General features: G+C 64.9%; 19 protein-coding genes. 7 read left to right on the forward strand and 12 right to left on the reverse strand.

The window, feature by feature from the left end; all coding sequences use genetic code 11:
- Positions 1-51 precede the first annotated feature (51 nt).
- Positions 52-705: a TetR/AcrR family transcriptional regulator gene (locus R4P57_RS07230; protein WP_317802155.1), complete on the forward strand. Its 654-nt coding sequence runs from the start codon at positions 52-54 to the stop codon at positions 703-705.
- 24 nt (positions 706-729) lie between these two features.
- Here R4P57_RS07230 and R4P57_RS07235 read toward each other — a convergent pair whose 3' ends face one another.
- Genes R4P57_RS07235 through R4P57_RS07250 form a run of 4 tightly spaced genes read right to left on the reverse strand, consistent with a single transcriptional unit; the run spans position 730 to position 5,143 of the window.
- Positions 730-1,563 carry an SDR family NAD(P)-dependent oxidoreductase gene (locus tag R4P57_RS07235; protein ID WP_317802156.1) on the reverse strand — a complete coding sequence of 278 codons (834 nt, stop codon included), beginning with the start codon at positions 1,561-1,563 and terminating at the stop codon, positions 730-732.
- Positions 1,560-3,098 (reverse strand): NAD(P)/FAD-dependent oxidoreductase, encoded by a 1,539-nt coding sequence (locus R4P57_RS07240; RefSeq protein ID WP_317802157.1) that lies wholly within the window; start codon positions 3,096-3,098, stop codon positions 1,560-1,562. Before R4P57_RS07240 ends, R4P57_RS07235 begins: the two co-directional genes overlap by 4 nt.
- Before the next feature lie 15 nt (positions 3,099-3,113).
- Positions 3,114-4,232, reverse strand: coding sequence for a PDR/VanB family oxidoreductase (locus tag R4P57_RS07245; protein ID WP_317802158.1), 1,119 nt, complete (start codon positions 4,230-4,232; stop codon positions 3,114-3,116).
- Complete coding sequence (locus R4P57_RS07250; RefSeq protein ID WP_317802159.1) at positions 4,229-5,143, reverse strand: metal-dependent hydrolase; 915 nt, start codon at positions 5,141-5,143, stop codon at positions 4,229-4,231. The genes R4P57_RS07245 and R4P57_RS07250 overlap by 4 nt, the downstream gene beginning before the upstream one ends.
- Positions 5,144-5,254: 111 nt before the next feature.
- Between R4P57_RS07250 and R4P57_RS07255 the strand changes: the two genes are divergently transcribed.
- Entirely contained in the window at positions 5,255-5,827 is a 573-nt protein-coding gene (locus R4P57_RS07255; RefSeq protein WP_317802160.1) for a helix-turn-helix domain-containing protein, read from the forward strand.
- A gap of 12 nt (positions 5,828-5,839) precedes the next feature.
- On the opposite strand, the gene R4P57_RS07260 is transcribed toward R4P57_RS07255, so the two are convergent.
- The gene (locus R4P57_RS07260) at positions 5,840-6,451 is read right to left on the reverse strand and encodes a TetR/AcrR family transcriptional regulator (RefSeq protein ID WP_317802161.1); all 612 of its coding nucleotides are present in this window, start codon (positions 6,449-6,451) and stop codon (positions 5,840-5,842) included.
- Between the two features lie 248 nt (positions 6,452-6,699).
- A complete protein-coding gene (locus R4P57_RS07265) occupies positions 6,700-7,398 on the reverse strand; it encodes a FadR/GntR family transcriptional regulator (protein ID WP_317802162.1) in 699 nt (232 codons plus the stop codon).
- Between the two features lie 194 nt (positions 7,399-7,592).
- Between R4P57_RS07265 and R4P57_RS07270 the strand changes: the two genes are divergently transcribed.
- The 5 genes from R4P57_RS07270 (at position 7,593) to R4P57_RS07290 (ending at position 13,964) form a co-directional block, all read left to right on the forward strand.
- A complete protein-coding gene (locus tag R4P57_RS07270) occupies positions 7,593-8,963 on the forward strand; it encodes an SLC13 family permease (protein WP_317802163.1) in 1,371 nt (456 codons plus the stop codon).
- Positions 8,964-9,175: 212 nt separating this feature from the next.
- Positions 9,176-10,375, forward strand: coding sequence for a CoA transferase (locus R4P57_RS07275; RefSeq protein ID WP_317802164.1), 1,200 nt, complete (start codon positions 9,176-9,178; stop codon positions 10,373-10,375).
- The gene (locus tag R4P57_RS07280) at positions 10,372-11,874 is read left to right on the forward strand and encodes a carboxyl transferase domain-containing protein (RefSeq protein ID WP_317802165.1); all 1,503 of its coding nucleotides are present in this window, start codon (positions 10,372-10,374) and stop codon (positions 11,872-11,874) included. The genes R4P57_RS07275 and R4P57_RS07280 overlap by 4 nt, the downstream gene beginning before the upstream one ends.
- 93 nt (positions 11,875-11,967) lie before the next feature.
- Positions 11,968-12,723: an IclR family transcriptional regulator gene (locus R4P57_RS07285; protein WP_317802166.1), complete on the forward strand. Its 756-nt coding sequence runs from the start codon at positions 11,968-11,970 to the stop codon at positions 12,721-12,723.
- Positions 12,724-12,788: 65 nt separating this feature from the next.
- A complete protein-coding gene (locus R4P57_RS07290; protein WP_317802167.1) occupies positions 12,789-13,964 on the forward strand; it encodes a 4-hydroxybenzoate 3-monooxygenase in 1,176 nt (391 codons plus the stop codon).
- Between the two features lie 73 nt (positions 13,965-14,037).
- Here R4P57_RS07290 and R4P57_RS07295 read toward each other — a convergent pair whose 3' ends face one another.
- The 6 genes from R4P57_RS07295 to benA form a co-directional block, all read right to left on the reverse strand.
- Positions 14,038-15,285: a benzoate/H(+) symporter BenE family transporter gene (locus R4P57_RS07295; protein WP_317802168.1), complete on the reverse strand. Its 1,248-nt coding sequence runs from the start codon at positions 15,283-15,285 to the stop codon at positions 14,038-14,040.
- Positions 15,282-16,646, reverse strand: a complete 1,365-nt coding sequence (locus tag R4P57_RS07300; protein ID WP_317802169.1) for an aromatic acid/H+ symport family MFS transporter — start codon at positions 16,644-16,646, stop codon at positions 15,282-15,284. Before R4P57_RS07300 ends, R4P57_RS07295 begins: the two co-directional genes overlap by 4 nt.
- Before the next feature lie 152 nt (positions 16,647-16,798).
- Positions 16,799-19,486, reverse strand: a complete 2,688-nt coding sequence (locus tag R4P57_RS07305; RefSeq protein WP_317802170.1) for a LuxR family transcriptional regulator — start codon at positions 19,484-19,486, stop codon at positions 16,799-16,801.
- A 60-nt stretch (positions 19,487-19,546) separates the two neighbouring features.
- Entirely contained in the window at positions 19,547-22,261 is a 2,715-nt protein-coding gene (benC, locus tag R4P57_RS07310) for a benzoate 1,2-dioxygenase electron transfer component BenC (protein WP_317802171.1), read from the reverse strand.
- A 31-nt stretch (positions 22,262-22,292) separates the two neighbouring features.
- Entirely contained in the window at positions 22,293-22,832 is a 540-nt protein-coding gene (gene benB, locus R4P57_RS07315; protein ID WP_037154920.1) for a benzoate 1,2-dioxygenase small subunit, read from the reverse strand.
- Position 22,833: 1 nt separating this feature from the next.
- On the reverse strand, positions 22,834-24,219 hold the full coding sequence (gene benA / locus R4P57_RS07320) for a benzoate 1,2-dioxygenase large subunit (protein ID WP_317802172.1): 1,386 nt from the start codon (positions 24,217-24,219) through the stop codon (positions 22,834-22,836).
- Positions 24,220-24,369: the final 150 nt, after the last annotated feature.

Genomic DNA, 24,369 nt, shown 5'->3' on the forward strand with positions numbered 1-24,369 from the left:
AGCGGTGAGGAAGAGTCAGGGCGTCGACCAGCGCAGACAGAAGTAGGGAACATGACAGAGACCCCGAATCGGCTCGAGCGGCGCAAAGCACGCACTCGCGGCGCGCTGATCGCGGCGGCGCAAGGATTCATCGCCCGCGGCGAGCTGAATGCTCCGATCGCGGAGATCACTCAGGCTGCCGACGTCGGGATGGGGTCCTTCTACAACCACTTCGAGAGCAGGGAACAGCTGTTCCAGGCCGCGGTCGACGGCGCGCTCGAGCTGTTGGGTATCTACCTCGACTCGCTGACCGATGTTGCCGCCGATCCTGCCGAGGCGTTCACTCGATCTTTCCGAATCGCCGGTCGCCTGTTTCGGTTGCAGCCGGAGCTGAGTCGGGTACTTATCCACTCCGGCCCCGAATTGATCACCTCACCGCACGGTCTCGGTCCGCGCGCCGCGCGAGACATCGAGGCCGGAGTCGTGGCCGGATACTTCCGCGTCCCGGACATCCAGCTGTCGCTGGCGTTGGTCGCGGGCGCACTGCTGGGCATGGGGCAGCTACTGCTCGAGCAACCCGAACGGAGCGACGTCGAGACCGTCGACCAGATGGCCTACGGCGTTCTGCTCGCCCTCGGAGTACCCGACACCGATGCGCGGGACCTGTGCGCGCGATCGCTTCCGCCCATGAGTGACGTACCCAGCGTGGACGGGGACAGCGAGTAGCAACCCCGCCCACGCCGGCGAGACTCAGCGGGCGTGCGTCTTCTCCAGATCCCGGATGATCTCGGCGATCGCGCGGTCCCTGACGAGTCTGCGTTCCAGAATCGGGTTGAGAACTCCGCGGAACCAGAAGTACGGCGTCCAGGTCGACGGCGCGATGAGTCGGGCCCGACGCGTGCGGACCGAGTGCACGAGCAACTCCGCGGCGCGCTGCGAGGGCAGACGCCGGTTCAACGGCCACGGTAGAAACCTGCCGATTCGCCGGCCCATCGGATCGCTGTCGAGGGTGTTGCGGGCCAGATCGGTATCCACCACACCGAAGTACGCGAGACCCGCTGTTGCGCCCACGGCGGCGAGTTCGATTCTCAGGGCGCGGCCGAGCTGTTCGACGGCCGCTTTGCTGACCATGTAGGCAGACCCGCCCATGCCAGGAGTGAAGGCGGCGCACGACGACACCAGCAGAATGTGGCCGCCGCTCGCGACGATCTCGTCGGCCGCAGCGCGCACGATGTTGAGCACACCGCCGAAGTTCACGGCCATCACCGAGTCGAAGACTGCGCGGTCGATGGTCCTGATGGTGGCGGGCGGGGGCGTGATGCCGGCGTTGGCTATCACGATGTCGAGACCGCCGAACGTGCTCACCGTCGCGGCAACGCAGTCTGCCATCGCATTGGGATCGGTGACGTCGCCGGTGAGCAGCAGGGTTCGTCCGGAACTCGCGGCGTCCGCCGGGAAGTCTCGATCGACCACAGCCACGGAGGCTCCCGCGGATACCAGTTCCGCGACCGTCGCGGCTCCGATTCCACGTGCTCCACCCGTCACCAGCGCCACTTTTCCGGACAGCTCGATGCGGTTCTTCATGTGAGGTCCCTCGTCGTCACGAGCTCGGTATCGGGTCGGAAATCTGCACTGCGCCAGTGATAATGGCCGAGTTCGATCGTGGCCATCCGCTGGGTGAAGTTACGCACCGAACCGGGCCAGTACGTCACGTTTCGGCCCGACGGGCTCAGGTAGTAGCTGCTGCACCCGCCCGAGTTCCACACCGATCCCGCGAGCGTGCGGTCGGTGTGTTCGGCGAACGTCGACTGCGCCCGCATGCTCACCTCGAGCGCCGTGATCGCGTTGGAGTCCATGGCGCGCAACGCTGCGAGGATGTAGTTCACCTGAGCTTCGATGGTGACCACCTGCGAGGTGTACACCACCGAGTTGGGGCCGAGCAGCATGAAGAAGTTCGGGAAGCCGTGCACCGTGGTACCTCGGTACGACGACATCTCACCGTCGGGCCACTTGTCCGCCAACGACTTTCCGTCGCGGCCGATGATGCGTCGGAAGCCGGTGTGGCCGGACACGGTGAATCCCGTCCCGAGGACGATCGTGTCCACCTCGTGCACGGTCCCGTCGGTGGTGACGATGCCCTCGGGCACGATCCGAGCGATACCGGTGGTCTCGACGGTGACGTTCTCTCGGCACAGTGCGGGATAGAACTGGTTCGAGAAGGTGGGTCGCTTGCAGCCGAATTCGTAACCGGGCGTCAGCTTTTCGCGAAGAACGGGATCCTTCACCTGACGATGCAGGTGGGCGCGCCCCACCGCCGTGAGCGGTGCCAACAACGAGCGATGGCTGATGAGTCCGGGGACCAACGCTTCCTGGAACAGATCGAACACGCGGCGCATGGCCCGCTGGGCCCTGGGGTACTTCCTGAGCACGGACCTGCCGGATTCGGAGATCGGTCGGTCGGGGTGCGGAAGAATCCATGTCGGCGTCCGCTGGAACAGCGTCAGGTGTGCGGCCTCGGGGGCCAGACGCGGGACGAACTGCACCGCAGATGCTCCGGTGCCGATGACGGCGATGCGTCGACCCTCGGCGGAGTGCGCGTGGTCCCACTTCGCCGAATGGAACACAGTGCCCAAGAACGATTCCAGGCCGTCGATAGTGGGTGTGGCCGGCTCGCTGAACGGCCCGAGGGCTCCGATCAGGATGCGCGCCGACCACGTTCCTGCACTCGTCCGCACCACCCACCGGTCCTGCTCGTCGTTCCAGGTTGCGTCCAGTACCTCGTGACCGAAGCGGATCCGATCCCGGATCCCGAACTTGTCGGTGCAGTCGTTGAGGTACGCCTCGATCTCGGGCTGCAGCGGGTACAGCCGCGTCCAGTCCGGGTTGGGTGCGAACGAGAACGAATACAGGGCGGACGGGATGTCGCACTGCGCACCGGGATAGGTGTTCACGTGCCACGTTCCACCGACCGCGTTGTCGCGCTCGAAGATCAGAAAGTCGCCGCGTCCTTCCTGCTCGAGTCGGATCGCGGCACCGAGACCGCCGAAACCCGCGCCGATGATCGCGACGTCGATCTGCGGCACAGTCGTTTCGGTGTCGTTCGTCAATGTTTCGGTCATGAGGTTCGGCTCCTTCTACAGATCGAGGACGACGACTTCGCCGTCGACGGCACCACGCGAGACGCACAGGGTGAGCGAGTTCTCGCGTTCGGAGGCATCGAGAACGCGGTCGCGGTGATCGACACGTCCGCCGACGAGACCGACCACGCACGCTCCGCAGAAGCCCTGGCGGCAGGAATAGGGCTGGTCCGGCCTCGATCGACGGAGGGCGTCGAGAGCGGTCTCCTGGGCACCGACCTCGACGGTCTCGCCCGAACGCTCGAGCTGCAACACGAACGGCGTGCCGTCGACCACCGCTGCGGGCGCGAACAATTCGGTGTGGAATTCGCGGACGGCCGTACTGTCGAGGGCCTCGGCGCGAAGCCTGCTCGACAGTGCCGCGGGCCCGCAGACGTACATCGCGGAGTTGCCCATCCCGAGATCGACGATGTCCGTCGGAATCGGAAATCCGTCGACATCGTCGGTTTTGACGATCACATGACCGCGCGAGGTCAGAGCCAACTGCTGCAGTAGGGCAACGAACGGCAGACTCGCCCGAGAGCGACCGTGGTAGTACAGGGTCCACCGCGCCCCGTCATGAACGGCGCGTTCGATCATCGCCCGGATGGGTGTGATGCCGATTCCGGCGGCCACGAACAGGTAGTGCTCGGCCTCGGCCATCGGAAAGGCGTTGCGGGGTCCGCGAACTCGTAGCACAGCGCCGCGGGAGAGGGTGTGGATCTCGGTGGACGCCGTGCCGCCGGGGATCTTGCGGACACTGATGCGGTAGCGATCACCTGCGCCGGGGCGACCGGCGAGCGAGTACTGCCGCACCGAGCCGGACGGGGTGGTGACGTCGATGTGTGCACCGGGCAACCACGTCGGAAGCGGTGCACCGTCTTTGCGAGACAACAACAGTGAGCGAACGTCCTCGGCCTCGTCGATCGTGTCGTCGACGACGGTCTCGAATTCGTATCCGACGCTTCGCCGTGGTCGCGCCGGGGACAGGGCCGTCACGATCGACGAATCGGTGACGAGTCTGGCGTAGACGCGGGACGCGGCACCGACGGCCCGCAGTCCGAGGCCGGGCGCGGTCACGGTGACCTCGCCCAGATGGCTGTGGGTGGGAGTGGTCACCGCGGGAGTGCCTGTCATTGCTGGGCTGCCAGGGCTGCGGGGGAGACGGCGAGATACTGCACTGCTTTGTCGATGTCGCCCATCGTCGAGGGGTGGAAACCCGGACGGATGTAGAGGGCGAGCTGCACGAACAGGAACGACAGACCTGGAATGAGGTTCTTACGTGACGCGCGTGCGAACGCGAGAGGCCAGGGGGTGCGCATTCGGCGCTGTCCGGTGCGCGGCGTGGCAACCGAGTTCTTGTACAGGTACGCGGCGGTGGTGAACCACAGCACGGCCAATCCGGCACTGGCGACGACTGCCGTTCGGGCCCGGCGGAATCCGCCACCGTCGACGTATTGGAACGCGTCGAATGCGACGTTGCGGTGCTCTAACTCTTCCGCGCCGTGCCAGCGGAGCAGGTCCAGCATCGTGGGGTCGACGCCGATGCGGTCGAATTCGGTGTTGTCGAGCAGCCATTCGCCCACCACGGCAGTGAAGTGCTCTGCCGCTGCGTAGATTCCGAGGCGCTCGTTCCGCCATGCCTTGCCTGCGCGGCCGGTGAGGCCGTGGTCGCCGAACACCACACCCACGGCGAAGCGAATGCGCTGCAGAATCGGTTCGATGTCCACTCCGTGCGCAACGAGGTAATTGCGGAAGCTCTCCTGGGAGGACGCGTGCGTTGCTTCCTGGCCGACGAATCCCACGACTTCCTCGTGCAACCGGCGGTCGTCGATGAACGGCAGTGCGCGGGCGAACACGTCCGCCATCGCGCGTTCTCCCTCGGGCAGGACGAGGTGCATCACGTTCCAGAAGTGGGTGGCGTACCACTCGTGGGGGATGTACTGGAGTGGAACGCCGGACCAGTCGAATGTCACCGCGCGCGCCACTATCGCGTAGGACTCGTCCGTGTACTGCTCGTTCGAGTCGACCGCCTTGTTCCGAGACATTCGAAACTCCGTTTCTTCGAGATCGTGCTGCTACTGACGGCGATGCTACATAGCAACAATGTGTGTTGCAATGTTGCATGACAGTGATCGGACGACCGATAGGATCGAACGATGCATCCAGATGGGGACGACGGGCCGATTCTCGATGCCGCTCTGGAGCTGTTCGGTGAGGTCGGAATACCTCGAAGCACCATCGGCGACGTCGCCAAGCGCGCCAGGATCAACCGAGTGACCGTCTACCGCCGGATCGGGTCCAAGGACGACCTGGTGCGGGCCGTCATGGCGCGGGAGTCCTCGCGGCTGTTCGTGGCGGTGGCGGCAGCGGCCTCGAATCAGACGTCACGAGCAGATCGGGCGGCGCACGGATTCGCCACGACCATCGACTCGGTGCGGACGAACCCGGTGCTGTTGAAGATGTTCGATTCCGAGAGTTCGCTGGTGCTCGAGCAATTGACCACGAATGCATCGGCATTGCTCGTGCCCGCGATCAACGCTGCCGCGCACATCGCCAGGGATGAACTGGAATCCGACACCTTCGCCGTGCCGGATGCGCCGGAAATTGTTGTGCGCGTTGTTCATTCGATCCTGCTGACTCCGTCGGCCGCCGCCCCGCTCGATACCTACGACGATCTGCTCGCGTTCGCGCACCGCAACATCGTGCCGCTGCTCGTCGGTGCCACCTAGCGCGCTCCGACCTCAGGCGCGCGGCACGTACGAGTCGAGCACGCGCAGCAGGGCATCCCTCAGTTCGGCCCGATTGCCACTCGGTGTCGGCCTGGCGATCTCGCGCAGGGTGTAGCCGTCGATCAGGGCCAGGAAATGCCGAGCCGGTAGTTGCGGTTCCGCGATTCCGAATGCCCCCAGCGCCGCCTCGGCCGCCTCCTCGATCATCCGCATGATTCGGTGCACCGAATCCGCCAGCTCGGGTCGCCTACGCACGGCGAGGTACGCCTCGAACTGGACGAGGGAGTCGTCGTCCTCGGGGGAGGACAGCAGCGAGACCAGGTCCATGATCGCGTCGGCGAGATCGTCGCGAGTGAGCCCGCCTCTGTGCGCGACGTCGAGTAGAGCCGTGACTTTCGCCGTCACGTTCTCGGCAATTCGGGTGATCGCGGCATCGATGAGTTCGCCGACCGAGCCGAAGAAGTAGCTGGTGGTCGACGGCGGGAAGCCGGCGGCGTCGGCCACGGACCGAAACGAGACGCGTTCGAGTCCGCGTGTTCCGATCACGCGAATAGCGGCGTCGACCAGGGCGTCGCGGCGTTCCTGGCCACGCGCGTATCGCGTCTTCCGGCGCTCTTCGGTCATGGCTACAACGTAGCCGGGGTGCTGTCTTCGACCCCCATCGCAGTGCTCTTCAGCAGGCGATTTTTCCTCAATCCTGGTCTAGTGACCAATATTTAGCTACTGTCGCCGATAGATCGAACAGCCCGGAAGGGAGCACCGATGGCCGAGATTTCGGACGCCTCACGGGTGGACGTAGTAATTGCGCGACGGTGCCGTGGATGTCAACCAACGGTGTTCCCCAGTTCGGTGGGGACCGCTTCCGGACTTCTCTAGCCGTCGACCGAGCGCAGCAGCGCCACGTCCGAGACGAGTCGGATGTGGTCGGCCATTGCCCGTCCAGCCTCGGCTGGATCCTGTTGTCGCACAGCCTCGGCGATGCGGCGATGGCCTTCGAGGGATGCTTGCGGACGGTTGGACTGCGACAGGGACTCGATGCGCGTCTCTCGAATCAGCCCGGCGATTTCGCCCATCAGGCGGGCGAGCAACGGTGAGTGAGCCGCGTCGGTGATGGCGTGATGGAACAGCTCGTCTCCGGAGTCTCCGCGATCTCCGTCGGTGATCTCGGAGGCCATGACGGACAGGGCGTGGTCGATCGCGGCCATTTCACTGTCGCTACGACGAGCGGCGGCGAGCTCGGCGAGTTTGACCTCGAGTGCCTCGCGGGCCTCGATCACCTCGGGGAGGCGGTTCGCGTGTTCACGTAGGGCACGAATTGCCATGTCTCCCACGGGTCGTCGCACGAGCACTGCACCGTCGCCGTGCCGGACCGACAGGATGCCCTGTACTTCGAGGGCGACGAGGGCCTGGCTCAGCGATGCTCGGCTCACCCCGAGGTGGCCGGCCAGCTCACGCTCCGGCGGAAGTCGATCGCCAGGGTTCATCTCGCGGTCGGCGATGTGCTTGCACAACTGTTCGACGATGACCTCGTACAGTCGCGGTCGGGTCACGGGGCGAATTTGCTCAGCCACTGTGTCACTCGCTCTCTGTTCCTCTGGGCCTTCACCCTAGCCGTCGAGGTCAAGGTAACAGCGGACACATTAGGTCTTGACAAGTGATCCACTTCACTGGTTGAGTCCCTATTGACTCAGTGGTCAGTCCAATCAGCCACTGAAGATCTCGGGCAACCGCTCGAGTGATATTCGAGACGGACCGGAGACCTTCGATGTCGACCGAGCTGATACCCATTCTTGCGCTCGTCGTCATGTTCCTCGCCGCAACCGTGTTCCCCGTGAACATGGGCGCGTTGGGGTTCGTGGCGGCGTTCTTCGTCGGAACACTTGCCGTGGGCATGGGTGCCGACGACATCATTGCCGGCTTCCCGAGCAGTCTCTTCCTCACACTGGTCGGCATCACCTACCTGTTCGCCATCGCGCAGAACAACGGCACGGTCGACCTCCTGGTCCGCGGATCCGTTCGACTCGTCGGAGGCCGGGTGGCACTCATCCCCTGGGTGATGTTCGGTATCACCGGTGTCCTGACCTCGATCGGTGCGCTCGGGCCGGCCGCGGTGGCCATCGTTGCCCCGATCGCCCTCGGCTTCGCCGCGCGCTACAAGATCAACGCCCTGCTCATGGGCATGATGGTCATTCACGGTGCGCAAGCAGGCGGCTTCTCGCCCATCAGCATCTACGGCGTCACGGTCAACAACATCGCCGCCGAAGCCGGACTCGTCAACAGTCCGCTCACGCTCTTCCTCGGCAGCTTGTTCTTCAATGCGGCGATCGGCGCGCTGCTGTTCATGTTCCTCGGTGGCCGCTCCCTCATCGGACGCAGCGTGCACGACGAGGACGGCACGCGTCCCGACGGTGACACCGGCGGAGTCGGTGGTTCGGGTTCGCGAACGGTCATGCGAGGCTTCGGGGCGTCGACGCCTCGTCCGTCCGGTCAGACGGTCACCGTCGAGAACGCACCGCCCCTGGCCACCGCGGTCAAGGCCATCACCTTCGATCAGATTCTCACGCTCGTCGGCCTGGCCTCGCTGGCACTGTTCGCCCTCGTGCTCGATCTCGACGTCGGATTCATCGCGATGACGGTGGCCGTGATCCTCGCTCTCGCATCGCCCAAGGCCCAGAAGGGCGCGATCAACCAGATCAGCTGGTCGACGGTGCTGCTCATCGGTGGTGTGCTCACGTTCGTCGGGGTGCTGCAGGAAGCCGGAACCGTCGAATACGTCGGCGATTCGGTCGCCAACATCGGCATCCCGCTTCTCGTGGCGCTGCTGCTCTGCTACATCGGTGCCATCGTCTCGGCCTTCGCGTCGTCCACCGCGATCCTCGGCGTCACCATCCCGCTGGCCGTTCCGTTCCTGCTCGCCGGTGAAGTAGGAGCCATCGGAGTCATCGTGGCTCTGTCCATCGCTTCGACCATCGTCGACGTCAGCCCGTTCTCCACCAACGGAGCCCTGGTGCTCGCCAATGCTCAGGACATCGACCGCGATGTCTTCTACAAGCAGATCCTGAAATACAGCGCCCTGGTCGTGGTCATCGGCCCGCTGATCGCCTGGGGATTGCTGGTGGTACCCGGCTGGTTGTAGCCGTACTGCAGCTGGAAACAGGCGCTCGATGATGGCGGCACGTGTGTTCGACGTGCCGCCATCACGCGTCTGAGCTGGGCAAAGGCACCTGAATCGGTACTTGACTTCTCTGTGGTTCGCTGGTCCAATTGAATTGGCTAGGCCACTGGCCCAGTAATCCAATCGGACTTCGGGTCCGGCTCCCACCTCGCTTCGACGTAAGGATCAATTCGATGCCCCTCAACACGACAGGCAGAACCGGACCGCTCGAAGGCACCGTGGTGGTCGATCTGACCCGCGCCCTGGCCGGCCCGCACGCGGCGATGATGCTCGGCGATCTCGGAGCGGACATCATCAAGGTCGAGACCCCGAAGGGCGGCGACGACACCCGAGTGTGGGGTCCCCCCTTCGTCACTCCGCGTGACGCCGAGCGCGAGTCGACGTACTTCCTCTCGGCCAACCGCAACAAGCGGTCCATCGCACTCGACCTCAAGACCGACGAGGGCCGAGAAGCGTTGGAGCACATGATCGAACGAGCAGACGTACTGCTAGAGAACTTTCGCACCGGTGTTCTCGACCGACTCGGCTTCTCGCCCGAGCGCATCGCGGAGATCAACCCGCGCACGGTCGTGTTGTCGATCAGTGGATTCGGCCACGACGGACCCGAGGGCGGCCGCTCCGGCTACGACCAGATCGCCCAGGGAGAGGCCGGGCTGATGTCGTTCACCGGCTCGAGTCCCGACGACGTCCAGCGCGTCGGCGTTCCCATCGCAGACCTGCTGGCCGGAATGTACGGAGCCTTCGGAGTTCTCGCTGCTCTGCGCGAGCGGGACCGCACCGGCCGCGGCAAGGTGGTGCGGACGTCGTTGCTCGCCAGCGTCGTCGGAGTACACGCATTCCAGGGCACCAAATGGACGGTCGCCGGCGAGATCGGTAAGGCTCAGGGCAACCACCATCCGTCGATCTGCCCCTACGGCCTGTTCCCGACCTCGGATGGCGCCGTGCAGATCTCGGTCGGTAGCGAGGGACTGTGGCACCGGTTCTGCGAGGGCTTCGGCATCGACCCCGACCTCGAAGGCATGGCCACCAATCCCCAGCGCGTAGACAGCCGCGAAGACGTCATCGAACTCGTCTCGAAGATCTTCCGCACCTACGAGACCGAGCCACTACTGACTCTGTTGGACGAAATCGGCGTTCCCGCAGGCAAAGTGCGCAACATTCAGGAGGTCTACGAGTGGGAGCAGACCAAATCCCAGGGTCTGCTCGTCGACGTCGAGCATGCGACGCTCGGCAAGGTCACTCTTCCCGGGCCGCCCCTGCGATTCTTCGAATCCGACGGCACCGAGGTCACCGAAACCAATCACCTGGCACCACCGGTACTGGGTGCCGACGACGAACTCGTCCGCGACTGGCTGAAAGAAGCGATCCGATGACCAGAATGACCGCACTCGAACTCCTTGACCTGGTGATCGATCCCGGCAGCTTCGACTCCTGGGACACCCCGACGGCCGATTACGTCATCGACGACGAGTACGCCAGCGAACTGGCGGCAGCCCGTGAGAAGACCGGTCTGGACGAGTCCGTCCTCACCGGTTCCGCGACCATTCGGGGCCGCAAGGTCGCCATCCTGCTCGGCGAGTTCGCATTCCTGGCCGGCTCGATCGGTGTTGCGGCGGGCGAACGGCTCGTCACTGCCGTGCACCGTTCGACCGACGAGCGACTACCGCTGTTGGCGCTGCCGACCTCCGGCGGAACCCGCATGCAGGAGGGCACGGTCGCGTTTCTGCAGATGGTCAAGATCACCGCGGCGATCACTGCACACAAGGCGGCGAACCTGCCGTACATCGTCTACCTGCGCCACCCCACCACCGGCGGGGTCTTCGCGTCCTGGGGATCGCTCGGTCACGTCACCGTCGCCGAGCCGGGTGCCCTCGTCGGATTCCTCGGCCCCCGCGTCTACGAGGCGCTGTACGACGCGAAGTTCCCCACGGGCGTACAGACGTCGGAGAACCTCCAGGCCCACGGGCTCATCGACGCGATCCGCCCGCCCGAGCAACTCGGCGAAATCGTCGATCGCGCGCTGCGCATCATGACCGACATCCCGTCGTGCCGGCCACGCACCGTCGAAGCGCTGGAGTGGAAGATCGAGGACGTGCCCGCGTGGACCTCGATTCTGGCCTCACGCAGGAGCGACCGTCCAGGCGTCCGTGAGTTGCTGTTCAGTACCGCAGCAGATGTGTTGCCCCTCAACGGAACCGGCCAGGGTGAATCGGATCCGGGCCTGATTCTGGCCCTCGTCCGGTTCGGCGACATGCCCTGTGTTCTGCTCGGGCAGGACCGACGCGGTCAGACGACCAAGACCCCGCTCGGTCCGGCGGCGCTTCGGGAAGCCCGACGCGGAATGCGTCTGGCCCAGGATCTGAAGCTCCCGCTCGTCACCGTCATCGATACCGCAGGCGCGGCGCTGTCCAAGGAGGCCGAGGAAGGTGGCCTGGCCGGCGAGATCGCTCGATGCATCGCAGACATGGTCGACCTCGAAACCCCCACGCTGTCATTGCTGTTGGGTCAGGGAACCGGCGGCGGCGCGCTCGCACTGGTGCCGGCGGACCGTGTTCTCGCCGCTCAGCATGCGTGGTTGTCTCCGTTACCACCCGAGGGCGCGTCGGCGATCGTGCATCGGGATACGACTCACGCAGCCGAGATGGCCACCAAGCAGGGAGTGCGTTCCCTCGATCTCTACCGCGCCGGCGTTGTCGACATCATCATTCCCGAATTGCCCGACGCGGCAGACGAATCGCAACAGTTCTGCGATCGAGTTGGTGCGGTGCTGCACCGTGAGCTCGCCGACCTGATCGCCCAGGATCCGTCGATGCGGATGATCGCCCGGGAGAAGCGGTTCAACAGAATCGGCTTCGCGGCTGCCGCGGTGTGATTCCCGCCGAACTCGAAGTTATGGACGATTCTCGGCTCAAATGTGTCCACAACTTCGAGTTCGGCGGTGATCGGGGAGGCTATCGTCGTTCGGATGGCAGGCAATGCGCGGGATCCCGGGGTGTCGGTTGCCTCGCGACTGTTCGCTTTGCTGGCCGTGTTCGACGAGAAAGCACCCGCGCTGACGCTGTCGGAACTGGCCGACGGTGCAGGCCTCCCCATCGCCACCGCACATCGACTGGTGCGTGAACTGGTCGACTGGGGCGCACTGGTCCGCGCAGACGACGGCCGCTACGTGGTGGGACGCCGACTGTGGAAGTTGGGACTGCTGGCACCGGACCAGTCCGATCTGCGAGAGATCGCCTCGCCGTTCCTGCACGACATCTACGGCGCGACGCTCGCCACGGTGCACTTGGCCATTCGCGACGGCGACGAGGTGCTCTACCTCGACCGGCTGGCCGGGCATGCGTCCGTTCCGGCGGTCAGCCGGGTCGGAGCCCGCCTGCCTCTGTATGCGACCGGAGTCGGCAAAGTGTTGTTGGCCCACGCCCCGCGCGAGGTGCACGATCGCGTGCTGAGGAACTTGGTCCGCATCACCCCGTACACGGTGACTCGCCCGGCGCAGTTGGAGAACGAACTGCGCCGAGTCCATCGGGAGGGCTTCGCGCAGACGGCCGAGGAAATGACGCTCGGAGCATGTTCGGTGGCCGTGCCGATCCGCAGCATCGGCGAGGATGTGGTGGCTGCGTTGGGAATCGTCGTTCCCAGTATCGGCCGAGATCGAGCGAGACTGGTTGCAGCGCTTCAGGTTGCGGCCCAGGGGATCGCTCGTAGTCTGCGGACCCGGTAGCTACTCTTCCACTCAGCGGAAGCGGTAGCTTGTAGAGGCGTGGATCACCGAGGTGTACTCGACTCATGCGTACACAGGTTGCCATCATCGGTGCAGGGCCCGCGGGTTTGCTGCTGTCCCACCTGCTCGGGGAGCAGGGAATCGACTCCATTCTGATCGAGTCGCGCACGCAGGAGTACGTGCTCTCGCGAATTCGCGCGGGCATCCTCGAACATTCGACGGTTCAGCTCCTCGAAAACCACGGCCTGGGTGAGCGTTTGCATCGCGAAGGCCACGAGCATCGCGGAATCTATCTGCAGTGGCCGGAAGAGCGGCACCACATCGACTTTCGCGACCTGGTGGACCGAAGCGTGTGGGTGTACGGGCAGACCGAGGTGACCAAGGACCTCGTCGCGGCCCGGGAGAAAGCGGGCCAACAGATCTACTACGACGTCTCCGGCACCGCGTTGCACGACGTCGAGTCCGACGCACCGTTCGTCACGTTCACCGACGCGTCGGGCACATCGATGCGGATCGACGCCGACGTCATTGCCGGATGCGACGGTTCCTTCGGGCCGAGTCGCGCTGCGATGCCCGACGCCGTCCGGAACACGTGGGAACGGGTCTACCCGTACTCCTGGCTCGGCGTGCTCGCCGACGTCGCGCCATCGACCGACGAGCTCATCTACGCCTGGCATCACGACGGATTCGCCATGCACTCGATGCGGTCGTCGACGGTCAGCCGGCTGTATCTACAAGTGCCGAACGGTACCGACATCGACACGTGGTCCGACGACAGAATCTGGGATGCGTTGGCTACCAGACTCGGTCATGGCCAGGACGGGTGGACGCTGAACCCGGGGCCGATCACCGAGAAGAGCGTGCTGCCGATGCGCAGTTACGTGCAGACTCCGATGCGACACGGCAATCTGTTCCTCGCCGGAGATGCCGCGCACATCGTTCCGCCCACGGGCGCAAAGGGTCTGAACCTCGCGGTGGCGGATGTGGCTCTACTGGCACCGGCTCTGGCGCAGTTGCTGCAAGGGAAGGGAACCGAGGCAGCGGAGACCTACAGTGACACCGCACTCCGACGCGTCTGGCGCTGCACCCACTTCTCCTGGTGGATGACCACGATGCTGCACACCGGAGACGATCCGTTCGACACTCAGTTGCAACTCTCGCAACTGAAATGGGTGGTCTTCAGCGAGGCAGGGGCAATGGGACTGGCCGAGAACTACGCCGGCTTGCCGATCGGATTCTGAGCCCTGCCGAACTCGAAGTTATGGATGGAACCTGCCCGGAATCCATCCATAACTTCGAGTTCGGCAAGGACTCCTACTTGCGACGATCCAACACATAGGTGACCGCGACACCGGCGACCAATCCCCAGAACGGAGCGCCGAGGCCTCCGACATCGGTGCCGGAGATGGTGACCAGCAGGGTGATCAGGGGCGCGAGCACCGGGCGACCGGTCGAGTCGGAGAACGCGGCCGTGAATGCACCGCGCAGTGCCTCGAGCATGGCCAGGCCTGCGAGAGCGGCGATGAATGTTGCGGGTACCACGGCCAGGCCACGCACCAGCAGCGGAGCAAGCACACCGACCACGATGGCCAAAGCGCCGCAGGTGATTCCGGCGATGTACTGCCGCGACCGTTCGCCGACGGTAACGAGCAGCGCGTTGGTCGGGCCGGCAAGACATGTCGACACCGCGCCCAGCGGAGCCACCAGAAGTGACCAGACGCCGCAGGCGATGGTGACGACGGTCATCGGTGGTCGGTGGCCCGCGGAATTCAGTACGGCAGCACCCTGACCGTTCTGCACGGCCACCACCGTGACGGCGAGCGGTATCACCAACTGCGCCATCGCCGCCCCACTGAACGAGGGCGCAACGAGTTCGGGCAGCCCGAACAGAGGCAGACCTGCTGCAGGCCCGCTCACTCGGGTGTAGCCGCCGGTGACCGCAAGAGCAGCGAGACCGGCGACCAATGCCGCGAGTACCGGGGGTATACGTCTCGACCACGTATCGGATCGCGTCAGGGCCAACCACGCCACGACCATGCTGCCTGCGACGAGCACGTTGGACGAAACAGACTGGACGAGTCCGGTTCCGAACGACAGGAACGCGCCGGCGACCATCGCCATCACCACGCTGTGCGGGAGGAACGCCATCAGTGTCGAGACGGCACCGGTGGCTCCGAGCACGATGATGAGCACACCCGTGGCGAGATAGGCCCCGACAACTTCCGGCCAGGTCAACGACGCCAGTGACTGACCGACCAGAACGGTGCCCGGAATGGTCCAGAAAAAGCTCAGCGGCGTCCGGTACACCCAGCTCGCCACCACAGTGAGGATGCCGTTGAGCACGAACACCCCGAAGACCCACGACGCCGTCTGCGCGGCGGTGAGCGAACCGGCTGCCGCGGCACCGATGATGACCGCAACAGGTCCGGTCGCGCTGAACAGCACACCGGTTGCACCCGCCCCGACGTACTGCCCGCCGAAGTCGGCGCGCAGAGCACGCAGACCAGGCGGGCGACGGTCGGGCAGTTCGTCCGCGAGAGGTTTCTCGAAAATCCGGTTCATTCAGCCACTTTCACCGGTTCATCGAGTAGTCGATCGGACCGGCGAAGCACCCGAACCGCGGGAACGGCGGTGGTGACCAGAGCTCCGAGCACGGCCACGACAGCAAAGATATGGAACGCCGTGGACGACGCGATGCCTGCACCGAGCAAGATGCCGCCGAGCAGGGGCCCGAGGATGCCGCCGAGACGCCCGAATCCGGCGCACCACGCAACACCTGCGGCGCGGGCGGTGGTGGGGTAGTAGTTCGAGACGAATCCGTAGATCAACACCTGGGTACCGATGGCACCGATGCCTGCACCTGCCACCGCGACGAGCAGGACTCCGAGTGGGAAGTTCAGCGTCAGCAGAATCAACGACAGCGCGGCGAGACAGAACGTGACCACGATGACGCGTTGCGGTCCGGTGCGGTCGGCGACGCGGGATGCGATCAGACCGCCGACGATGGCACCGCCGTTGAGGACCAACAGGAACGACAGTGAGCCCTTGGCGTTGTATCCGGCCTCGGACATGATCTGCGGCAGCCAGGTGTTGAGGCCATAGGTCAGCAGCAGACCGGAGAAGCTCATCAGTCCGAGGAGGGCCGTCGGGCGTAGCAACGGCTTGCGGGCCAGTGCGGCGAACCCGACGCGATCGCCGGCGATGGCGGGTTCGGCCTCGGGCATCGGAATGCCCGTCCGGGCACAGACCTGCTGCGCGTCGTCGACGCGTCCGTGTGCCAGGAGCCACCGTGGGGACTCCGGCATCCGCAGCAGGGCGAGCGGGAGCAGTACGACCAACGGGAGTGCGCCGATCCAGAACAGTCCGCGCCACCCGATCGAATCCTGCAGGGTGATCGCAGCCAGTGATGCCAGCACGCCGCCGGCCGGAATTCCGCTGTAGACGATGGCGTTGAACAGGTTTCGCCGTCCGGGAGGTGCGAACTCGGCAATCATGGCTCCGACGGTGGCCACCAGTCCGCCGACTCCGATGCCGGTCAGGAACCGGAGAATGCCGAACGTCGTGATGTTCTGCGCCAGTGCGGTTGCCCCCATCCCGACCGAGAACCACACGATGCACGTCAACATCGTTCTGCGGCGTCCGATCCGATCGCCGAAGGCACCGGCAGTCAAAGCGCCGACCATGACTCCGATCAGGGCATAGGAGCCGAGCGCGCCTGCGGTTTCTGGATTCAGCGCGCCCAGCTGGGCGGAATCGGCGAGCAGGGTCGGCAGTACGGTGCCGTAGACGACGAGGTCGTAGCCATCGAAAACAATTGCTGCAGTGGACAGTGCGACGATCCACAGCACGCTTCGGCGGTGACGGTCGCTGGCCCAACTATTGTTGGCTGGCGTGCCGGTTTTCGTGGAGTCCGGTGCAGTCATCGGGGATCCTTTTCGGTCAGGGAGTACCGCGTGGAAGCTGAATCGGCGCTGACGGCCGAGCGGGTTGCATCACTGTCCCAAATTGTGGGCTCAGTCACACCAGGGCTTTGCCTAGTGCTTACCTCGGCATTGCGAAACTTGTTGTGCTCCAATCATGTTGTCAAGGTTGCATCGGTCGACCGGGCAGCGGCCAATTCGGCTCTCGAACGGATGCCCATTTTGGAGTACACCCTGGTCAGGTGAAACTGAACGGTCTTGACCGACAGGAACAACTCGGCTGCTACCTCACGATTGGTCATTCCTGTGGCGACCAAGCCGGAGACAGCGTCCTCCTGCGGGGTCAGCGCGTCGTGTGCTCGGTTCTTCAGAACGGCGTGCACGCCACCCGCTTTGAGTTCACGGTCGCACCGCCGAACGTAAGTGGTGGCACCCAGTGCGAGATAGCCCTCACGTGCCGCGTTGACGACGGCATCGGCCTCGCGCCTCTTGCCGGCCCTACGCAGGGTCTGCCCGTAGGCGTAGTTGATTCGAGTACGGTCGTACGTCAGGGGGAGCGGTGCCAACGAGGCCAGTGCGTCCTCGAATGATGCTCGGGCAGAATCGAGATCGCCCATCGCGCCGTGCAGCCGTCCACGAGCGCAGGCAAGACGTGCGTGCGCCGAGCGATGACCACGATCGCGCACTCTTGCCTCGTGTGGAATCAAGAACTCGTCGGCCTGCTCGAGTCGGCCCTCGACTATCAGCGCATTGGCGTACACGTCGGGCCACGCCCAGAAGCCGGGTTCGGACACGTCGGCGTGAGCCCACTGCTCGGTCAATGGGGCAAGGGCACGTAGAACACCGGCATAGTCGGCTTGTGCCTCGGCGATGGCAGCACGGCCGAGAGCCGCTGGCACGCGCATGATCTCGTAGTCGCGCGCGCCGGAATCGCCGCGGTGTGCGCTGGTCGCAGCGGCCTCCCAGTCTCCGCGGAGCGCGTGGATCTGCGTGGCGGTCCACTGGAGCAGAGGGACGATCAACGCGGCACCCGAGCGGTCGGCCAGGTCGGAACCGGCTCCGACCAACCGCAGCGCAGCATCCCACTCGCCGGTGACGAAGTAGGTGCGAGCCAGCCAACCGTGCGCCCACAACGAGATTCGGGTCGAACCACCGAGAAAGTCGGTCGGTGCTGCGGCTTCGAGTTCGGAGCGAGCGAGATCGATCTCGTCCGTCGCGAAGTGCAGCCAGCCTGCGCCCATCTGCACCCGTTGTCCCACGGCCCCGGTGCTCGCGTGGCCCCACAGGTCGCGATAGCTGCTCAGTGCTTCCGCGACCCGGCCGGTGCCCGCCAGGCCGAGACCTCGAATGGACTGCGCCTCAACCGCAGTCGCGTGGTCGGCTCCGACGAGTTCGACTGCGCGATCGGCCCACAGCACAAGGTTGGCACCGTCGCAGCGCGCCAGATTGTGCAGCACCTGCCGATGGCAGATCACGGCAGCGACCTCGGGGTCGTGCCTCGCCCGTACCAGCTGCCAGGCCCGGGTGAGTCGAGCCTCGGCCTCGTTGGGGCGGCCGCGCAGGATTGCCAGATAGCCGAGAACGGCATTGCGAGTGGGGGTCTCGCGCAGACTTTCGATCTCGGCGAGGTAATCCGAGGCAGTGCGCATGTCCCCGGCACCGATCAATGCATCCACCGCGCGAACCAGACGATCCTCGCGCGCATGTGGTTCCTGGGTCGATCGACTTGACAGTAGGTAAAGCCTTGCAGCCGTTGCCCATTCGCCGATTCCGGCGCGTGTCGCAGCGAGTGTGGCCAAACGGTCCGAGACCAGTGGATCGGGCAGTGGCGACGCGTGAACCAGGTGCGCCAGCTGATCGGCCGGGTCGGTCTCGGCTGCTGCAGCGGCTCGATGCACCTGCGCGCGCTCGACTCTGCTCATCGTCGAGAGCACCGCGGCGCGCACCGTGAGATCGGGAACCTCGAGGATGGTCGCCGCGGAGCTCCGCCGGACGGTCACCAGTGCGAATTGTTCAGCGAGATCGACAGCAGGCCAGGGATCGTCGATGCCGGCGACCTCGCACACCGTGGTCAACGGTCGACCGTCTTCGAGAACGGCGACGGCCGACACCAGACGCCGAGCCTCGTCCGTGCAGAGAGCGAGAGTGGCCCGAACGTCTGCCTCGACGAAGGCGGGCGCAGGTAGGTCGGGGCGAACACCCTTCCAGGTCTCGCGCGGCACCTCGTTCAGTAGCGCCAAGGCGTGCCGAGGACGTCCACCGGTGTGACGTGTCAGGTGGGCCGCCGAGGACGGGGAAAGAATGATCCCCTGCAGTGCGGCGAGCTCGGCAACGACCGACACCGTCATTGCCGGTACGGCCAACGAGAGGTCGGCGGCGCGATCGAGAACCCGATGGGCCTCGATGTTGCCCTCGGGCAGTGACTTTCGGATACACACCACCGCCAGGCCCGCCGCTCGGTGGTGTCGAACGGCGGAGGCGAGCGCACGGAGCGAGTCCGCGTCGGCGTCGTGCGCATCGTCGATCAACAGAAGTGTCGGACGATCCGGCGGCAACGCGTCGGCGATCCGATCGCCCCACTCGACCGGGTCGGAACCGTCGGCCTGGGTTCCAGGGACGAGTTGGGTGACGAGACCGAACGGCACATGTGCTTCCCACGGCACCGCACCGGTGCGCTGCACTTCGGTGTCGACTGTCCGCTCGAGCTCGCGCAGAATCGACGATGCGCCGATGCCTGCGGGGCCGGTCAGCACCACGAAATTCGACGTCGTCGCCGAGCCGTCGACCGCCCGAATCAGGACGTCCAGCAGTTCACCGCGACCGATCAACGGTGAAGGGGACATGACGTCACCGTATCCGCGGCGCACGAGTGCGTCCGGCGATCGAGCCAACACGGTCATGGCTCAGCCCGGGTCTCCGCCGGCCACCGGGAGCACGGTGCCGGTGATGTACGACGCCTCGTCGGAGGCGAGGAAGCAGATCGCTGCGGCTTGCTCGTCGAGTGTTCCGTAGCGTTTGAGCAACGAAGAGTCCACGGTCTGGTCGACGATCGCCTGGTACCAATCCTTCTCCTGCTCCGTCGAGGGCGCGGGCCCACGAGCGACGCGTCGGGGCGGTGCGGCGGTACCACCGGGCGCCGTGGCAACCACTCGAACGCCGTGGGGTGCTGCCTCGAGGGCCAGAGTTGTGGTGATGGCGTTGACGCCACCCTTCGCGGCTGCGTAGGGGACCCGGTGGATACCGCGGGTGGCGACCGAGGAGACGTTGACGATGGTGCCGCTGCCGCGTTCGATCATGTGCGGGATCACGGCGCGGCAGGACCACAGCGTCGGGAAAAGCGACCGGGAGATTTCCTTCTCGATCTGCTCGGGCGGGTACTCGGCGTACGGTTTGGCCCAGATGGTGCCGCCGACGACGTGAATGGACACGTCGACGCGGCCGTGCGCGGCGAGTGCGGCGTCCACCACCGACGAAGCGCCTTCCCAGGTTTCGAGGTCGGCCATCACTGGAATGGCCTCGACACCGTCTCGTCGAAATTCCTCGGCGAGAGACTCGACCAACTCGGACCGGTCGGCCAGGATCAGTGATCCGCCTTCGGCTCCGATCCGTCGGGCCACGAATTCTCCGATACCCTGGGCCGCGCCGGTGACCAGCACTATCTTGCCTGCGAATCGACCTGGGCTGACGAACTTGGGGCGTTTGTTCGACCGGGATTCGTGCATGGCACGTTTCATCGTCGCTTTCGAGCGGTCGGCGTGATCGGCGATCAGCGTTCGTGCGCGCTCACGGTCCCCCGCCTCGAACGCGTCGACGATGTCGAGGTGATCCTGGGCGCAGAGCGGATCGCACCAGGTCGCGTTGCGCAACACGTCCTCCATCGCGGCCTTGACGCCGAGAGCCCGATAGGCCTGCAGCAGATGCTCGTTGCCCGTCTGGGTGAAGAGGTAGTCGTGAAAGGCGGCATTGGTCTCGGTGTACGCGGCGGCATCGACGAACCGATCTCCGTCGACGTAGCGAGTGGTGGTCTCGGCCAACAGCCGGTATCCGGAGATCTGCTGCGAGGACAGTCGGCCGATCACGAGTTCGAGGGCACCGAGTTCGAGGGCGCGCCTGGCCTCGAACACCGCGTCCGACTCGTGCACGGAGGGATGTTCCTCGCCGATCTCGTACCCCGAACTCGAAGCCGGGGCAGGTTCGGGACCGCGTGCGACGAGCGGCTGGATATCTCGCGCAGGCCAGATGCGCTGCGCTGCAACGGAGTGTGCCTCTGGCGTCTGGAGTAGATCGGAGTTCTCGTCCAATCCGACGCGACCGGCCGTCGAACCGGCCACGGCGACGCGCTGACCCGCGATCGCGCGCATGGTTGCCGCCTCGTCGGACGCCGAGAAGCCCGTGCTCTGCGTGTGCAGAGGTTCCGCTCCGCGACTGCCGAACACCGCTCGTCCGAAGATGCTCCTGCCATCGAGAGCGGGTTCCACATCGGCCGACGCCGCAGGTACGACGTCGGCGTCGGCCGTGGCAACTGCCGCGTCGACGGTCGATGTCCGGTCGCCGGTCGCCAGAACCTCTGTCGCAGAATCGGTGTCGTCGTCGATGCTCTCCTTCACAGCTGCCGACGACGGCGCGAATTTCTCGTAGTAGAAGCCGGTGGGCTCGATGCCGGCCTCGGTGAAGTGCGTTCGGACGGACTCGACCATGGGAGGCGGACCACAGAGGTAGACCGCGACATCGCCGCCGTTGAGGTGCTCATCGGTCAGCAGCGCAGTGACGTACCCCTTGTTGGCGGCGGTGGTCGAGGGGTCCGAAACACAGTGATCCCACGTGAATGCGTCCAATGTCGAGGCCAAGAGAGCAAGCTCGTCCAGCTGGACGACGTCGTCGTCGGTGCTGGCTCCGTACACGAGATGCACGGAACGAGTGCTGGATTCGGCCGCCATCGTGCGCAGGATCGACAGGATCGGAGCCAATCCGGTTCCACCCGCCAGCAGTAGCGCAGGGCGTTGAGCTTCACGGAGAAAGAAGCTGCCGTGCGGGCCGGTGAACGAGATCTTGTCGCCCGCGGCCGCCGTGTCGCTCAGGTACGTGGACATCAGTCCGCCCGGGGTGAGCTTGACCAGGAATTCCAACTCGTCCGATCCGGAGACGCAACTGAAGGAATAGGACCTGGTTTCCTCGGACCCGGGAACGGTGATGTTGACGTACTGGCCGGGAAGGAAGGCGAGTGTGCCGCCCGCCGGTGCCTCGACCGCAAGCCGCACCGTCGTGGGAGAGAGCTGCTCCACGGCGGTCACGACCGTGTCATGGCTTGCCGCTTGGGTTTTCGCCACCGCCGAGGTGCTGGCGATCTGCAGCACCAGATCGGACGTGGGCTTCATGCTGCAGGGCAGACAGTAGCCCTCGTCCGATTCCGACTGCGAGAGCGCGTCGTCGAGGTAGGTACCGCCGTCGTACTCACCCGATTCGCACAGAGCCTTGCAGGTTCCGCACGCGCCGTCCCGGCAGTCGAGAGGGATGTTGATCCGCGAGCGGTACGCGGCGTCGGCGACGGTCTGTTCGTCCTCGCAGGTGATGAAGCGGGTGACGCCGTCCTCGAAGGACAGTGCGACGGAATGACTCACGATGGAACTCCTCGGGATTACGGCAGGTCGATCAGAAGTGATAGATGTCGACGACGTGGTGGATGTAGTCGTTCTTCAGCACCACGGTCTTGCGCCGGATGAGCGGCGAGTCGCCGGAGAAGTCGATCGTGTAGAACGAGGTTCCGTAATACGGATCGATGGTCTTGTAGCGGAAATACATGGTGTGCCAGTTGAATCGGACGTCGACGATATCTCCCCGACGCTCGATGACCTCGACGTTGCTGATGTTGTGACTGGTACGCGGTTCGGGTATCGACGTGGCACTGGACCGTTCGGTTCGGATGCGGAACACGCGGTCTTCCAGTCCGCCCTTGTTCTCGTAGTAGATCAGCGAGATGTCGGTCTGGGGATCCTCGGTGAGCAGGTCGTTGTCGTCCCAGCACGGCATCCAGTATTCGACGTCGTCCGCGTAGCACGTGAGCCACTTCTCGAACTCGCGATCGTCGAGGTAGCGCGCTTCGCGGTAGAGGAACTGTTCGATGGATGACTGGGTGATCAGCCGAGACGGGGCGGTCTGCCGGCTATCGGTGTTGTCGACGGTGGCAGTCATGTCAGACCTCCTGTGCTGCAGCGGGCGCGGAGTCGGCTGCGCGCTGCTTGTCGAGGGCAGCGAGCAGGGTCCTGCGCCAGTAGCCGTGTTGAACGGGGAACAGCCCCTCGTCTTCGTTCTTGACACCCGCCGAGATGACACCGGGCATATCGAGTGCCTCGGCCACCGGATCGGGTCCGTTGAGCCAGTGCTCCGCGCCGCGGCTCATGTCGTTCCACGGCGCATTGGTTGCCTGGAACGTCAGCTGGCACGAGCGGAACTCCTCCAGGTCGTCGGGTGTCGCCATGCCGGAGGCGTTGAAGAAGTCCTCGTACTGCCGGATCCGATGTGCGCGAGCCTCTTTGCTCTCGCCCTTGGGTGCGATGCAGTAGATGGTGACCTCGGTCTTGTTGGGCGCGATCGGCCGGAAGTGCCGGATCTGCGTGCTGAACTGATCCATCAGGTAGACGTTCGGGTACAGGCACAGGTTGCGTGAACCCTTCACCATGAACTCGCCCTTGGCGTCGCCGAACTTCTCCTTCAGTGCGTCCATCTGGTCCCACAGTGGGCGGTCCTGGGGGTTGGCCGCCCAGGTCCACAGGCAGAGATGGCCGTTGGGGTAGGACCAGTAGCCGCCGCCGGACTTGCCCCAGCCCCCGGCGTCGAGTGCCTTGGTCGTGTTCTTGGATTCGCCGTTGCTTCGGCGCGAGGTGGTCGCGGCGTAGTTCCAGTGCACGGCGCTGACGTGATAGCCGTCGGCCCCGTTCTCCGCCTGCACTTTCCAGTTTCCGTCGAAGGTGTACGACGAGGATCCCCGCAGAACTTCGAGACCGTCGGGAGACTGGTCGACGAGCATGTCGATGACCTTCGTCGTGTCACCGAGATGCTCGGCGAGGGTCGAGACATCGTCGTTCAGGCTCGCGAAGAGGAATCCGCGGTAGCTCTCGAAGCGAGGGACGTTGGTGAGGTTGTGCGATCCGTCGACGTCGAATGTGTCGGGGTAGCCGGCACCGTCGGGATCCTTGACCTTGAGAAGCGTGCCGTCGTTTCGGAACGTCCAGCCGTGGAAGGGGCAGGTGAGCGTGGTGCGGTTGTCCGTCTTGCGTCGGCACAGCATCGCACCGCGGTGAGCGCAGGCGTTGATGAGGCAATGCAGCTCGCCGTCCTTGTCACGGGTGATGACAACGGGCTGTCGACCCATGTGCACCGTGAAGTAATCGCCGTTGTTCGGGAGCTGACTTTCGTGGGCCAGGTAGATCCAATTGCCCTCGAAGATGTGCTTCATCTCGAGCTCGAAGACCTCCTCGTCGGTGAAAATGCTCCGGTTGGCGCGGTAGATGCCCGCCGCGACATCGTCGATCACCGCTCTGTCGATCGTGTTCTGTACGTGATCCAGCATGTCGGTCATATCGGGTTCCTCCGGGCGCTTCGAGTTCGATTACAAGCGACTGTGTCAGGGAGTGGCCGGCGTCACACCAGGGCTTTGCCTAGGCCCAACCTGGGTGATCATTGATCGCTGATGCTTATCAATCGACGCAAAATAGGTCTTTGTCAACGA

Origin of the sequence: Rhodococcus sp. IEGM 1330 (assembly GCF_033142445.1) — a bacterium.
GTDB lineage: Bacteria > Actinomycetota > Actinomycetes > Mycobacteriales > Mycobacteriaceae > Rhodococcoides.

Coding starts and splice junctions, on each gene's coding strand:
- R4P57_RS07230 (WP_317802155.1), top strand. CDS start 52: ATGACAGAGACCCCGAATCGGCTCGAGCGGCGCAAAGCACGCACTCGC.
- R4P57_RS07235 (WP_317802156.1), bottom strand. CDS start 1,563: ATGAAGAACCGCATCGAGCTGTCCGGAAAAGTGGCGCTGGTGACGGGT.
- R4P57_RS07240 (WP_317802157.1), bottom strand. CDS start 3,098: ATGACCGAAACATTGACGAACGACACCGAAACGACTGTGCCGCAGATC.
- R4P57_RS07245 (WP_317802158.1), bottom strand. CDS start 4,232: ATGACAGGCACTCCCGCGGTGACCACTCCCACCCACAGCCATCTGGGC.
- R4P57_RS07250 (WP_317802159.1), bottom strand. CDS start 5,143: ATGTCTCGGAACAAGGCGGTCGACTCGAACGAGCAGTACACGGACGAG.
- R4P57_RS07255 (WP_317802160.1), top strand. CDS start 5,255: ATGCATCCAGATGGGGACGACGGGCCGATTCTCGATGCCGCTCTGGAG.
- R4P57_RS07260 (WP_317802161.1), bottom strand. CDS start 6,451: ATGACCGAAGAGCGCCGGAAGACGCGATACGCGCGTGGCCAGGAACGC.
- R4P57_RS07270 (WP_317802163.1), top strand. CDS start 7,593: ATGTCGACCGAGCTGATACCCATTCTTGCGCTCGTCGTCATGTTCCTC.
- R4P57_RS07275 (WP_317802164.1), top strand. CDS start 9,176: ATGCCCCTCAACACGACAGGCAGAACCGGACCGCTCGAAGGCACCGTG.
- R4P57_RS07280 (WP_317802165.1), top strand. CDS start 10,372: ATGACCAGAATGACCGCACTCGAACTCCTTGACCTGGTGATCGATCCC.
- R4P57_RS07285 (WP_317802166.1), top strand. CDS start 11,968: ATGGCAGGCAATGCGCGGGATCCCGGGGTGTCGGTTGCCTCGCGACTG.
- R4P57_RS07290 (WP_317802167.1), top strand. CDS start 12,789: ATGCGTACACAGGTTGCCATCATCGGTGCAGGGCCCGCGGGTTTGCTG.
- R4P57_RS07295 (WP_317802168.1), bottom strand. CDS start 15,285: ATGAACCGGATTTTCGAGAAACCTCTCGCGGACGAACTGCCCGACCGT.
- R4P57_RS07300 (WP_317802169.1), bottom strand. CDS start 16,646: ATGACTGCACCGGACTCCACGAAAACCGGCACGCCAGCCAACAATAGT.
- R4P57_RS07305 (WP_317802170.1), bottom strand. CDS start 19,486: ATGTCCCCTTCACCGTTGATCGGTCGCGGTGAACTGCTGGACGTCCTG.
- benB (WP_037154920.1), bottom strand. CDS start 22,832: ATGACTGCCACCGTCGACAACACCGATAGCCGGCAGACCGCCCCGTCT.
- benA (WP_317802172.1), bottom strand. CDS start 24,219: ATGACCGACATGCTGGATCACGTACAGAACACGATCGACAGAGCGGTG.